This is a genomic window from Burkholderia sp. MSh2 (assembly GCF_000731655.1).
In the GTDB taxonomy this organism is placed as follows: domain Bacteria; phylum Pseudomonadota; class Gammaproteobacteria; order Burkholderiales; family Burkholderiaceae; genus Burkholderia; species Burkholderia paludis.
Genome location: NZ_JPGM01000118.1, coordinates 1 through 11,621, shown reverse-complemented (window position 1 = coordinate 11,621; position 11,621 = coordinate 1). Strand labels below are relative to the sequence as shown.

Sequence of the window (11,621 nt, the reverse complement as noted above, 5' to 3'; positions counted from 1 at the left end):
CCCTGGGGCGTGGCCGGCAACATCGTGTGGGCGTGGGTGCTGACGCTGCCCGCCGCCGCGCTGTTCGCGGCCGGCGGCTGGTGGCTCGGCCATCAGATCTTCTGATCGCCGCTACCGTCGAACGGGAATCGAAATGCGCCGCAAACCGAAAGGTTGCGGCGCATTTTCTTTGGGGCCGAGGGAATGGGGCGGTTGCGCGTCGAGTCCGGTCGCAATTCGCCGTGAGCGGCAGGGTGAAACAGGGACTTAGTAGCTTCCGTTCGCAAACCGGGCAATCGGATCGTCCGCGGTGCCGGTGCGCGGGCTGACCGGCGCGGATTGCGTCGACGCGCGCAGCACCTGCACGGGTGCCGGTGCGACGCCGCGCGGCGACGTCGCCACGGGGGCGGGCGGAGGTTCCGCATCGAAAGCGGCCGCCTGGGCGGCCGTCAGCGCCATCGTCGGAATCTGCGTGCCGACCTCGGTCGGGGCGGCCGGCGCCGTATTTGCCGCGACGGCGGCCGTGCCGGCGCCGTCAAACGTGGAAGTGGCGATGGCCTGCTGCGGAGGAGCCGCCTGCACGCGCGGCGGCGGCGGTTCGTACGGATCGGCCGGCGCTGTCGACGCGACCTGGGCGGCTGGCATGACCGGAGCGGGTGACGGGGTCGCGCCGGATTGCGGCGACGCATAGGCGGGCTGGCGCGGCGCGGCGGCGGTCATGATCGCCGGAGCCGGCGCAGGTGCGGCTGCCGGCGCGTTGCGCGGTTCGTCGCGCTTCGCCTCGTAGGTGGGCGCGTCGAACGGCGTGGGCGCCGTGCGCGGCGGCGCGACGCGGCGAATGCCGTCGAAGCGCTTGGCCCAGTAAGGGTTCGTCAGGTAGTCGAGCCGCACGGTGCCGCCCGTCGACGGCGCGTTGACGAAGCGCAGCTTGCCGACATAGATGCCGACGTGCGAATGCGGCCGTCCGGTCGTATTGAAGAAGATCAGGTCGCCCGGCGCGACCTGGTCGGGTTCGATCGACACGCCGCGGCCGCTCATGTCGGCGGTCGTGCGCGGCAGGTTCACGTCGGCCGCACGGCCGATCACGTAGCGCACGAGCCCGCTGCAGTCGAAGCCGCTCGCCGGCGTGTTGCCGCCCCAGCGATACGGGACGCCGACGAGGCTCATCGCCTGGATCGAGATCTCTTCCTGGCCGACACTGTGATCGACGAATTTCGGGAAATTGGCGGGAGCGGGGAACGCGCGCGGCGTCGTGATCCTCATGCCCGGATCGGTGCGCGATGCCGACTGCGGCGGCACGCTGGAGCAGGCCGCAAGCAGGGAAACGACAGCAACGGGAACCGAGATTCGAAGCATGGCAAGGCGGGCGGGCGCGGGGCGCTCGCGAATCGTATGACAACAGACAGACCCGATGGTAGACGCTCCGGCGGGGCTTGATCAACCACTCCTGAGAATTTACTTGAAGTTTCGCGCGTAAACCGGGCTGTTTCGTGACGAAACGTTACTTACGTCTTCGACCCCAAATAAAAACGGCGCTCCGGAAACGGAGCGCCGTGCGGTGTCGACAGCTGGCCGGCGGGCCGGCCTGCCGCGTTACAGGATGTCCGACGCGTAGTCGGCGAGCCGCGAGCGTTCGCCGCGCGCAAGCGTCACGTGGCCGCTGTGGCCCCAGCCCTTGAAGCGGTCGACGACGTAGGTCAGGCCCGAGCTGCCTTCGGTCAGGTAAGGCGTGTCGATCTGCGCGATGTTGCCGAGGCACACGATCTTCGTGCCGGGGCCCGCCCGCGTGACGAGCGTCTTCATCTGCTTCGGCGTCAGGTTCTGCGCCTCGTCGATGATCAGGTACTTGTCGACGAACGTGCGGCCGCGCATGAAGTTCATGCTCTTCACCTTCAGGCGCGAGCGGATCAGCTCCTGCGTCGCGGCGCGGCCCCATTCGCCGGCCGCGTCGTCGGTCTTCTGCAGCACCTCGAGGTTGTCGTCGAATGCGCCCATCCACGGCTGCATCTTCTCTTCCTCGGTGCCGGGCAGGAAACCGATGTCCTCGCCGACGGGCACGGTCGCGCGCGTCACGATGATCTCGTTGTAGCGCTTGTCGTCGAGCACCTGCGCGAGACCGGCCGCGAGCGCGACGAGCGTCTTGCCGGTGCCGGCCTGGCCGAGCAGCGTGACGAAGTCGATCTCGGGGTTCATCAGCAGGTTCAGCGCGAAGTTCTGCTCGCGGTTGCGCGCGGTGATGCCCCACACGTTGTTCTTGTGGTGGCTGTAGTCGCGCAGCGTCTGCAGCAGCGCCGTCTTGCCGTTCAGTTCGCGGACGATCGCATGGAACGTCGGCTCGCCGTTCTGCGGTTCGAGATAGACGAACTCGTTGACGAGCATCGACGCGACGAGCGGGCCGGTCACGCGGTAGTACGTGGTGCCCGTCTTCGTGTCCTGCCAGCTCTCCATGCCCTTCGCATGCTTGGTCCAGAAGTCCTGCGGCAGCTCGCGCACGCCGCTGTACAGGAGATCCGAATCCTCGAGCACCTGGTCGTTGAAGTAGTCTTCCGCGGGCAGGCCGAGCGCATGCGCCTTGATCCGCATGTTGATGTCTTTCGACACCAGCACGACCTGACGGTCCGGCCGGTCGCGCTGCAGCGCGCGCACGACACCGAGGATCTGGTTGTCGGCCTTGCCTTCGGGCAAGCCTTCGACGGGCGCGATGTCGGTGAGCTTCGTCTGGAAGTACAGGCGGCCGACCGCTTCGCGGCTGCCGAGGCGCGACAGCGGAATGCCGGCCGTGATCGGGCCCGCATCGGCGACCAGCGCGTCGAGTGTGCGGCTGACCTGGCGCGCGTTGCGCGCGACTTCGGACATCCCCTTCTTGTGGTTGTCGAGTTCCTCGAGCGTCATCATCGGCAGATAGACGTCGTGTTCCTCGAAGCGGAAGAGGCTGCTCGGGTCGTGCATCAGCACGTTGGTGTCGAGCACGAACAGTTTCTGCTGTTCGGCTTCGGCGGGCTTGCGGCTGCGCGACTTGGTCGCGGCGCCCGTGTCGCGCGCGGGAGCCGCGGCCGGTTTGTCGGCGGCCGGCTTGTCGTTGCGCGCGATGACCGGTGCCGCGGGTTCGGCGGGCGCCGGCATCGGCTGCAGCAGGGCAGCGGTCTGCTTGGTCTTGCGGCCGCGTGCGGGTGCGCTTGCGGCGTCTTGCGCCGAAGCCGCGACGGCGCGCAGCGGCGCGGCCGTATTCGCGGCTTCGGTCATCGGTTGGGCCACGCTCGCCGGACCATAGTCACCGGCTGTGGATGCGTCCCCTTCGGCGGATTTCTTCGCGGCTTTCGCGGGCCGCGCTTTCGCCTTGTATTCGTCGGGCGGCAGCAGGCTGCCGAGCTTGCTGGGGGGGGTAGGCAAAGGCATGGTGTCCCTCGGGAGGAATCGTGTCGCATGGCGTGCGCCGCTGATCGCATCCTGCGTGACGTAGACGCATGCAGTTTGCGCGCGGTGGCGCACAGGAAGTTCGTCTAGCCGGTTCGCCTAAGTGTCGATCAGCTCCTTGATGCGGTGACGGCCGGACCAGGGGCCGGCGCGCAATCCATAAAAAAAGCCGCTGCCCCGTCGACAGGGGCATGCGGCTCGGCTGATACCGTCGTAATGCGCGTCAGTTGCCGGCAAGCGTCGCAACGAGCACCGGCGCAGCTACGAGAAATATGGGGCGAACTGGCATTCATTGCGGCCCAATATAACGCGCCTCAAAGCGCTTGTACAGCACTTAGCACGTCGTCCACATGCCCCGGCACCTTGATGCCGCGCCATGCCTGACGGAGCACGCCGTCGGCATCGATCAGGAACGTCGAGCGCTCGATTCCGCGCACTTCCTTGCCATACATCTTCTTCATCTTGATGACATCGAACAGCGCGCACAGCGCTTCGTCGGCATCGGAAATCAGCGGGAACGGCAGCTCGAGCTTTGCCTTGAAATTGTCATGCGAGCGCAGGCTGTCGCGCGACACGCCGATGACTTCCGCACCGGCTTTCTTGAACTTCGGATAAAGATCGCGGAACTGCAGCCCTTCGGTCGTGCAGCCCGGCGTGTTGTCCTTCGGATAGAAGTACAGCACGAGTTTCTTGCCCTTCAGGTCGGACAGCGAAATGTCGCCGCCCGTAGCCGGTGCGGTGAAATCGGGAACTTGACGGTCAACTTCGACGGACACGTGTTTCTCCTGTTGTTATGGAAAGGCGCCGCTGCGGCGGTGCGGCGCGGCAGTGCGCCGCAACGGCGGGGCGGACGACGCCGGCGCGCGCGAACTCAGTCGGGCTGAACGATCAGTTCGCCGGAGCGGCCGGGGATTTCGCCCCACGTGACAGGGTACGATGGCAGCGAGTCGCGGTCCAGCGTCGCGTGGTAGTCGCCCATCGTCGCAAACGTGTGGCCTTGCGCGCGCCAGCCCGCGAGCAGCTGTTCGAACACGGGCGCGAGCTTCTGGCCTTCCAGTTCCGCATGCAGCGTGAACACCTGGTCGTGCGGATTGGTTTCGGTGAACTTGAGGATGTGCGCGGCGACGTTGTGCGTGTCGACGCCGTCGATGCCGAGCACTTCATCCAGCGTCGGCAGCGTGGTCGGCATCTGCACGTGCGACAGCGTGCGGCCGTCGACGACCGGCAGGTACGGCGAATGGCCGCGCCCGTCGGACGCGTAGCGCATCCCCCATGCGTCGATCTGCTCGAACGCCGCGTCGTTCATCTGCCAGCCGGCCGCGCCGTGCGTGACGGGCGGCGCGCCGAAGATCTCGACGAAGCGCGCATGGCTCTTCTGCATCTCGCGGGCGGTCCAGTCGCGATCGCGCACACGGACGTTGTCCTGCCAGTACACGTGATCCCACGTATGGATCCCGCATTCGAAGCCGGCCTCGTGGATCGCGCGCATGTCGGCGATCGCGCGGCGGCCGATGTCGGGGCCCGGCAGCAGCACGCCGTACATCAGCTGCTTCACGCCGTAGTGTTCGACCACCGACGTGCGCGACACCTTCTTCAGGAAGCCGGGGCGGAACACGCGCCGCAGCGCCCAGCCCGTGTGATCGGGGCCGAGGCTGAAGAGGAAGGTCGCGCGCGCGCTGAAGCGGTCGAAGATGCGCGCGAGGTTCGGCACGCCTTCGCGCGTGCCGCGCAGCGTGTCGACGTCGATCTTGAGGACGATGCGAGCCAATCGAACGTCCCGGTCAGCCTTGTTGCTCGACGAGCGCGCGCGCGTCGGCGACGTGGCCGCGATACGCTTCGAAGATGTTGCGCAGCGCGTCGTCGAACGTCGCCTGCGGCGCCCAGCCGAGCTCCTGCATCGTGTTGTCGATCTTCGGCACGCGGTTCTGCACGTCCTGGTAGCCGTTGCCGTAGTAGGCGCCGGAAGTCGTCTCGACGAGCTGCACCTGCTTGGCCGAATCGGCGTATTCCGGGAATTCCGCGGCCAGCTCGAGCATCTTGTGCGCGAGTTCGCGAACCGAGAAATTGTTGTTCGGATTGCCGATGTTGTAGATCTTGCCCGACGCGACGCCGTCCTTGTTGTCGATGATCTTCATCAGCGCGCTGATGCCGTCGCCGATGTCGGTGAACGCGCGCTTCTGCGAGCCGCCGTCGACGAGGCTGATGTTCTCGCCGCGCACGATGTGGCCGAGGAACTGCGTGACGACGCGCGAGCTGCCTTCCTTCGGCGTGTAGATCGAGTCGAGGCCCGGGCCGATCCAGTTGAACGGGCGGAACAGCGTGAAGTTCAGGCCTTCCATCCCGTAGCCCCAGATCACGCGGTCCATCAGCTGCTTCGAGCAGGCGTAGATCCAGCGCGGCTTGTTGATCGGGCCGTAGGTCAGCGCCGATGCATCCGGGTCGAACTGTTCGTCCGCGCACATGCCGTAGACCTCGGAGGTCGACGGGAACACGAGGTGCTTGCCGTACTTGACGGCCGAACGCACGATCGGCAGGTTCGCCTCGAAGTCGAGCTCGAACACGCGCAGCGGCTGCTGGACGTAGGTGGCGGGCGTCGCGATCGCGACGAGCGGCAGGATCACGTCGCACTTCTTCACGTGATACTCGACCCACTCCTTGTTGATCGTGATGTCGCCTTCGAAGAAATGCATCCGCTCGTGGTTGACGAGATCGCCGAGCCGATCGGTCTGCATGTCCATGCCGAACACTTCCCAATCGGTGGTTTCAAGAATGCGCTTCGACAGGTGATGGCCGATGAAGCCGTTCACACCCAGGATCAGGACTTTTTTTGCTTTCATGAATGACGGGAAGAATGAATGAACTGCGCGAATTCCGCGGGCGTCACGATGGCTTCGCTGTCGCCGCGCTGCTGCCACAGCTCGAGAATGGATAGGGCGCGGCTGTCGCCGCAGACGCCGAATAGCGCATTATCGCTTACGTGCAGGCCGGGCGGCAAATCCGCCGCAGCCGCGGCGGCCGCGCTGCCGGGCGCCGCGAGGCGCGCGCGCGCGATCACGAAACGCGTGCCGTCGATGTCCGTGAACGCGCCCGGATACGGGGGCGCGACCGCGCGCACCAGGTTGTAGACCTGCGCGGCCGGCTTCGACCAGTCGACGCGGCCGTCTTCGGGCTTGCGCCCGCCGAAGTAGCTGCCGGCCGCGAGATCGTTCGGCAGGTGCGGCGCCTCGCCCGCGAGCAGCGCGGGCAGCACGCGCCAGAGCGTCTGCTCGGCGGCCACCGTGACCTTGTCGAACACCTGCGCGGCCGTGTCGTCGGGCAGGATCGGCACGGCGGTCTGGCCGATGATCGCGCCCGCGTCGGGCTTGGCGGCCATCTCGTGCAGCGTCGCGCCGGTTTCGGTTTCGCCGTTCAGCACGGCCCAGTTGGTCGGTACCCGACCCCGGTATTTCGGCAGCAGCGAACCGTGCATGTTGTACGCGCCGCGCGGTGCGATCGCGAGCAGGTCCACCGGGAGCATGTGCCGGTAATAGAACGAGAAGATGAAGTCGGGTTGCGCGTCCGAGACCGCGCGGCGCAGCGCCGGATCGGCGGGGTCGGCCGGCGTGAGCACCGGAATGCCGTGTTCGGCGGCGACCGACGCGACACTGCCGAACCAGATGTTCTCGTGCGGGTTGTCCTCGTGCGTGACGACGAGCGCGACGTCGACGCCGCGCGCGAGCAGCACCTGCAGGCATCGTACGCCGACGTTGTGATAGGCGAAAACGACCGCGCGCGGCTTCATTGCGCGGCTCCCGCCCGGTTCGCGCCGGCCGGCACCGACGGCACGCCGTCGTGCTGCTCGAGCACGGCCTGGATCAGGTAGCGCGGCCGCGCGCGCACCTGCTGGTAGATGCGGCCGACGTATTCGCCGAGCAGGCCGAGCGCGAAGATGATCACGCCGAGCAGGAAGAACGTGATCGCGAACAGCGTGAACACGCCTTGCACTTCCGCGCCGACGATGAAGCGCCGCACGAGCAGCAGCACGAACAGCGCGGCGGAGCCGAGCGACAGGATCACGCCGATGAACGACAGCCACTGCAGCGGCACGACCGAGAAGCCGGTCACGAGGTCGAAGTTCAGGCGGATCAGGCTGTACAGCGAGTATTTCGACTGGCCCGCGAAGCGTTCCTCGTGCGCGACCTCGATTTCGGTCGGGTTCTGCGCGAACGTATACGCGAGTGCGGGAATGAACGTGTTGACCTCGCCGCACACGTTGATCGTGTCGATGATGCGGCGGCTGTATGCGCGCAGCATGCAGCCCTGGTCGGTCATCTTGATGCGCGTGATGCGCTCGCGCAGCCGGTTCATCATCTGCGACGCCTTGCGTCGCCACAGGCTGTCCTGGCGCTGCTTGCGGATCGAGCCGACGTAGTCGTAGCCCTCGCGCATCTTCGCGATCAGCTTGCCGATTTCCTCGGGCGGGTTCTGCAGGTCGGCGTCGAGCGTGATGACGATCTCGCCGCGCGACTGCGCGAAGCCGGCGAGGATCGCCATGTGCTGGCCGTAGTTGCCGTTGAGCAGCACGACGCGCGTCGTGTCCGGGCGTACGTGGAACTGATCGGCGAGCATCGCGGCCGAGCGGTCGCGGCTGCCGTCGTTGATCAGGATCACTTCGTATGACGTGTCGAGTGCGTCGAGCGCCGGATACAGCCGCGCGAACAGCGCGGCGAGGCCGTCTTCCTCGTTGTACACGGGGATGATGATCGATACTTCGGGACGGCCGGCGTCCAGGTGCCCGGCGACCGGATGCCCGGCGCGTGCTTCAAGGTGACTCATGTACGCTTATTTTCCGTATTGTTCGCAAATCTGGTTGATGGCGTCGACCACGCGACGCACGTCGTCTTCCGTCATCTGCGTGAAGAGCGGCAGCGTGACGGTCGACGCGCCGTACCGTTCGGCGTGGGGGAACATGCCCTCCTTGAAGCCGCGCGCACGGTACAGCGTGAAAAGATGGATCGCCGGGTAGTGGATGCCCGTGCCGATGCCGCGTTCCTTCATCTGCGCCATGAACTCGGCGCGCGTGATCGTCAGCCGCTCGAGCGGCAGCGTGATCAGGAACATGTGCCAGTTGCCGTTCTCGAACTCGGCGACGGGCAGGCCGATGCCGAGTTTCGTCGCCGCGCTGCCGTCGAACGCGGCGAAATAGGCGCGGGCGAGGGCGCGGCGCTGCGCGGTGAAGCGCTCGAGGTGCGGCAACTGGCCGAGGCCCACGCGCGCGGCGACGTCGGTGAGGTTGTACTTGCCGCCGAGCACGTCGCAGTCCATCCCGTCGAAGCCGGTGCGCGTGATGCCCTGCAGCCGGTACTTCTGCGCGAGCGCCGCCTCGTCCTCGTTGTTCAGCACGAGCGCGCCGCCTTCGATCGTCGTCAGGTTCTTGTTCGCGTGGAAGCTGAACGACACGATGTCGCCGATCGCGCCGATGCGCTTGCCGTTCCACGTCGAGCCGAATGCCTGCGCGGCATCCTCGATCACGCGCAGCTTGTGCGCGCGCGCGATTGCGTACAGGCGGTCCATGTCGACCGGCAGGCCGGACAGGAACACCGGGATGATCGCCTTGGTGCGCGGCGTGATCGCCTGCTCGAGCTTGTCGAGGTCGATGTTGCGCGTGACGGGATCGATGTCGACGAACACGGGCGTCGCGCCCGTCTCGAGGATCACGTTGCTGGTCGAGACCCACGACGCCGGGGTCGTGATCACCTCGTCTCCGGCGCCGACGCCCGCGATGCGCAGGCCGATCTCGAGCGTGCAGGTACCCGAATTGAAGGCGCGGACCGGGCGGCCGCCGCAGTATTCGGACAGCGCCGCCTCGAACTTCTGGCACTGCGGGCCGGTGGTGATCCAGCCCGAGCGCAGCACTTCGACGACACCCTGGATGGTTTCCTCATCGATCTCGGGGCGGGTGAACGGCAGAAACGGGGCGGTAGTCTGGCTCATGAACGCGTTGGCCTGTAATGGCGTGTAATAAAAGGGTCGGGCGATCCCGTCCGAAACCGGCATTAGACACCGGTTGTCGGATTCGCACCGTGATTTTTTGTAGGCGGACGTTTAACGCCGCGGGGCATGCTCAGCTGCGCGCGAGCACGAGCACGCCGATCAGGATGATGCCGATGCCGACGAGGCGCTGGACCGACAGCACCTCGCCGAACAGGTACCAGGCCGCGAACGCGTTGACGACGTAGCCGAGCGACAGCATCGGGTACGCGATCGACACGTCGACCCGCGACAGCCCGAGAATCCAGACGACGACGCTCAGCACGTAGCAGCCGAGGCCGCCGATGATCGGCAGCTGGGTCGCGATCTTCAGGCCGACCGGGATGATGTTCGCACGGCTGAATTCGAAGTGTCCAACGGCGTTGACGCCGGCCTTCAGCAGCAGTTGCGCACAGGCGTTGAGCATCACGCCGGTGATGATGCAGACGAACGAAACGGGATTCATGCAGTGGGCGTCCTTACGATTGCGGTTTCTCGACGATCACGCGGCGGTTGTCGCGCGCGATCACGCGCATCGGCACGCCTTGCCCGACCAGCGCGTCGTACTGGTCCGGCGGCATGATCGCGAGCGCGTGGGTGTCCTGTTTCCAGCGCGTGATCCACTCGCCGACGGTCGGAATCCACTTGTTCGGCTCGACCGAGATCCCGAATGCAAGCTCGTCCTGGCGCTGGACCATGATCGTCGTGTGGCCCATGTAGAACGGGAACGTGTGATCGAGCATCTCGATCGAGTAGAACGGCGTGTCGGGCGGCAGCTTCGCCAGTTCGGCGCGCACGACGGGCGCGAGCAGCGCCCCCGAGCTGTAGCGGCCGAACTCGTCGTGTCCGGTGCCGCCGATCGTGCCGAACGCGAGCCACGCGGCGCCGAATGCGGCGAGCGCGGCGGCGACGCCCGCCCGGCGGTTCAGCCAGGTGGCGGCGAACGTCAGCGCGGCCGTGACCGCGAGGCCCGCGTACAGCCACATCTGGAATGCGCGGTACAGCGCGTTCGGCGTGCGGGCATCACCCTGATACGCGAGGAAGATGATGCCGAACGCTGCGGCGACGAGGAACACGAGGTAGCCGAGCAGATGGCGGCGGAACCGGTCGGCGGTCATCAGCGGCAGGTACGCGCCGATGATCAGCGCGAGCGCCGGCGCGACCGGCAGCACGTACGAGATCAGCTTCGAATGCGACGCGCTGAAGAACAGGAAGATGAATGCGCTCCAGATCAGCAGCACGAGCATCGGCGAGAAGCCGTTCGGCTGGCGCGGCATCCGCAGCGCATGGCGGATGCTCTGCCACACGACCGACAGCCACGGCAGGAAGCCGACCAGCAGCACCGGCGCGAAGTAGTAGAACGGACCCGGGCGGTTCTGTTCGGGGGTCAGATACCGGCGGAACTGCTGGACGACGACGAAGAAGTTGAAGAACTCCGGGTTGCGCTGCTGGACGAGCACGAACCACGGCGTGACGATCGCGAAGAAGATCACGAGCCCGCTCACGAGGTACAGGCGCTTCCACAGCGCCCAGTCGCGCGCGACCACCGTATACAGCACGAGCACGGCGCCGGGCAGGATCAGGCCGACGAGCCCCTTGGACAGCACCGCGAACGCCATCGCGGCCCAGCACGTCCACATCCAGCCGCGCGCCGCGGCCGGGCGCAGCCCGGGCCGCTGCGCGAGCAGCAGCGCGCACAGCGACAGCGCCATCCAGAACGCGAGCCCCATGTCGAGCGCGTTGAAGTGGCCCATCAGGTTCCAGTACGGCGCGCTGGCGAGCACGACGGCCGCGAGGAAGCCGGACAGCGGGTTGAACAGCCGCGCGCCGGTGTAGCCGACCAGCAGCACGCCGGCGAAGCTGGCCATCGCCGTGTAGAGGCGCGCCTGCCATTCGCCGATGCCGAACCACGCGAACGTCAGCGCGTTCAGCCAGGTCTGCAGCGGCGGCTTCTCGAAGTACTTGTAGCCGTTGTAGCGCGGCGTGATCCAGTCGCCGGTGACGAACATCTCGCGCGCCATCTCCGCGTAGCGGCCTTCGTCGCTCGGGATCAGGTGGCGCAGCCCGAGCGGCGCGAACCAGACGATCGCGAGCGCGACGAGCAGGAAGACGAGCGTGATGCGATTGAGCGGTAGCCTCGAAGGCGTATCGTTCATGGATTTTCAGCCTGTTGTGTGTTGTGACGGTCCGCCGGCGGGTGGCGCCGGGGGCGGGCGGCG

General features: G+C 66.7%; 10 protein-coding genes and 2 pseudogenes. 2 read left to right on the top strand and 10 right to left on the bottom strand.

The genetic code is table 11. The annotated features are described in order from the left end of the window. Positions 1 to 105 (top strand): annotated as a pseudogene (locus tag GQ57_RS42785) (inorganic phosphate transporter); the annotation flags it as partial. A 141-nt stretch (positions 106 to 246) separates the two neighbouring features. Here GQ57_RS42785 and GQ57_RS37470 read toward each other — a convergent pair. Together GQ57_RS37470 and GQ57_RS37465 are read right to left on the bottom strand one after the other, a co-directional pair. Next, a complete protein-coding gene (locus tag GQ57_RS37470; protein WP_034200550.1) occupies positions 247 to 1,335 on the bottom strand; it encodes an NlpC/P60 family protein in 1,089 nt (362 codons plus the stop codon). 237 nt (positions 1,336 to 1,572) lie between these two features. After that, positions 1,573 to 3,375: a PhoH family protein gene (locus tag GQ57_RS37465; protein ID WP_034200549.1), complete on the bottom strand. Its 1,803-nt coding sequence runs from the start codon at positions 3,373 to 3,375 to the stop codon at positions 1,573 to 1,575. Here GQ57_RS37465 and GQ57_RS44330 point away from each other — a divergent pair. Continuing rightward, positions 3,271 to 3,515, top strand: a pseudogene (locus tag GQ57_RS44330) (hypothetical protein); the annotation flags it as partial. The gene GQ57_RS37465 and the pseudogene GQ57_RS44330 sit on opposite strands and share 105 nt — an antisense overlap. A 192-nt stretch (positions 3,516 to 3,707) precedes the next feature. Here the strand turns inward: GQ57_RS44330 and GQ57_RS37460 are convergent. The 8 genes from GQ57_RS37460 to GQ57_RS37425 form a co-directional block, all read right to left on the bottom strand. Beyond that, the gene (locus tag GQ57_RS37460) at positions 3,708 to 4,169 is read right to left on the bottom strand and encodes a peroxiredoxin (protein ID WP_006756046.1); all 462 of its coding nucleotides are present in this window, start codon (positions 4,167 to 4,169) and stop codon (positions 3,708 to 3,710) included. Between the two features lie 95 nt (positions 4,170 to 4,264). Continuing rightward, complete coding sequence (locus tag GQ57_RS37455; protein WP_034200548.1) at positions 4,265 to 5,161, bottom strand: polysaccharide deacetylase family protein; 897 nt, start codon at positions 5,159 to 5,161, stop codon at positions 4,265 to 4,267. Positions 5,162 to 5,174: 13 nt separating this feature from the next. Continuing rightward, positions 5,175 to 6,230: a bifunctional UDP-4-keto-pentose/UDP-xylose synthase gene (locus tag GQ57_RS37450; RefSeq protein WP_052001626.1), complete on the bottom strand. Its 1,056-nt coding sequence runs from the start codon at positions 6,228 to 6,230 to the stop codon at positions 5,175 to 5,177. Further along, positions 6,227 to 7,174 carry a formyltransferase gene (locus tag GQ57_RS37445; RefSeq protein WP_031403665.1) on the bottom strand — a complete coding sequence of 316 codons (948 nt, stop codon included), beginning with the start codon at positions 7,172 to 7,174 and terminating at the stop codon, positions 6,227 to 6,229. Before GQ57_RS37445 ends, GQ57_RS37450 begins: the two co-directional genes overlap by 4 nt. After that, on the bottom strand, positions 7,171 to 8,208 hold the full coding sequence (locus tag GQ57_RS37440) for a glycosyltransferase (protein WP_031403664.1): 1,038 nt from the start codon (positions 8,206 to 8,208) through the stop codon (positions 7,171 to 7,173). Before GQ57_RS37440 ends, GQ57_RS37445 begins: the two co-directional genes overlap by 4 nt. 6 nt (positions 8,209 to 8,214) lie before the next feature. Further along, entirely contained in the window at positions 8,215 to 9,366 is a 1,152-nt protein-coding gene (locus GQ57_RS37435) for a DegT/DnrJ/EryC1/StrS family aminotransferase (protein WP_034200547.1), read from the bottom strand. A gap of 130 nt (positions 9,367 to 9,496) precedes the next feature. Continuing rightward, complete coding sequence (locus GQ57_RS37430; RefSeq protein ID WP_014896865.1) at positions 9,497 to 9,868, bottom strand: EamA family transporter; 372 nt, start codon at positions 9,866 to 9,868, stop codon at positions 9,497 to 9,499. A 13-nt stretch (positions 9,869 to 9,881) separates the two neighbouring features. Further along, positions 9,882 to 11,558 carry a glycosyltransferase family 39 protein gene (locus GQ57_RS37425; protein WP_034200546.1) on the bottom strand — a complete coding sequence of 559 codons (1,677 nt, stop codon included), beginning with the start codon at positions 11,556 to 11,558 and terminating at the stop codon, positions 9,882 to 9,884. Positions 11,559 to 11,621 lie beyond the last annotated feature (63 nt).

Bases quoted from the DNA above. Each gene is read 5' to 3' on its own strand.
- GQ57_RS37445 (WP_031403665.1), bottom strand. From the start codon at position 7,174: ATGAAGCCGCGCGCGGTCGTTTTCGCCTATCACAACGTCGGCGTACGA.
- GQ57_RS37425 (WP_034200546.1), bottom strand. From the start codon at position 11,558: ATGAACGATACGCCTTCGAGGCTACCGCTCAATCGCATCACGCTCGTC.
- GQ57_RS37450 (WP_052001626.1), bottom strand. From the start codon at position 6,230: ATGAAAGCAAAAAAAGTCCTGATCCTGGGTGTGAACGGCTTCATCGGC.
- GQ57_RS37430 (WP_014896865.1), bottom strand. From the start codon at position 9,868: ATGAATCCCGTTTCGTTCGTCTGCATCATCACCGGCGTGATGCTCAAC.
- GQ57_RS37465 (WP_034200549.1), bottom strand. From the start codon at position 3,375: ATGCCTTTGCCTACCCCCCCCAGCAAGCTCGGCAGCCTGCTGCCGCCC.
- GQ57_RS37435 (WP_034200547.1), bottom strand. From the start codon at position 9,366: ATGAGCCAGACTACCGCCCCGTTTCTGCCGTTCACCCGCCCCGAGATC.
- GQ57_RS37440 (WP_031403664.1), bottom strand. From the start codon at position 8,208: ATGAGTCACCTTGAAGCACGCGCCGGGCATCCGGTCGCCGGGCACCTG.
- GQ57_RS37470 (WP_034200550.1), bottom strand. From the start codon at position 1,335: ATGCTTCGAATCTCGGTTCCCGTTGCTGTCGTTTCCCTGCTTGCGGCC.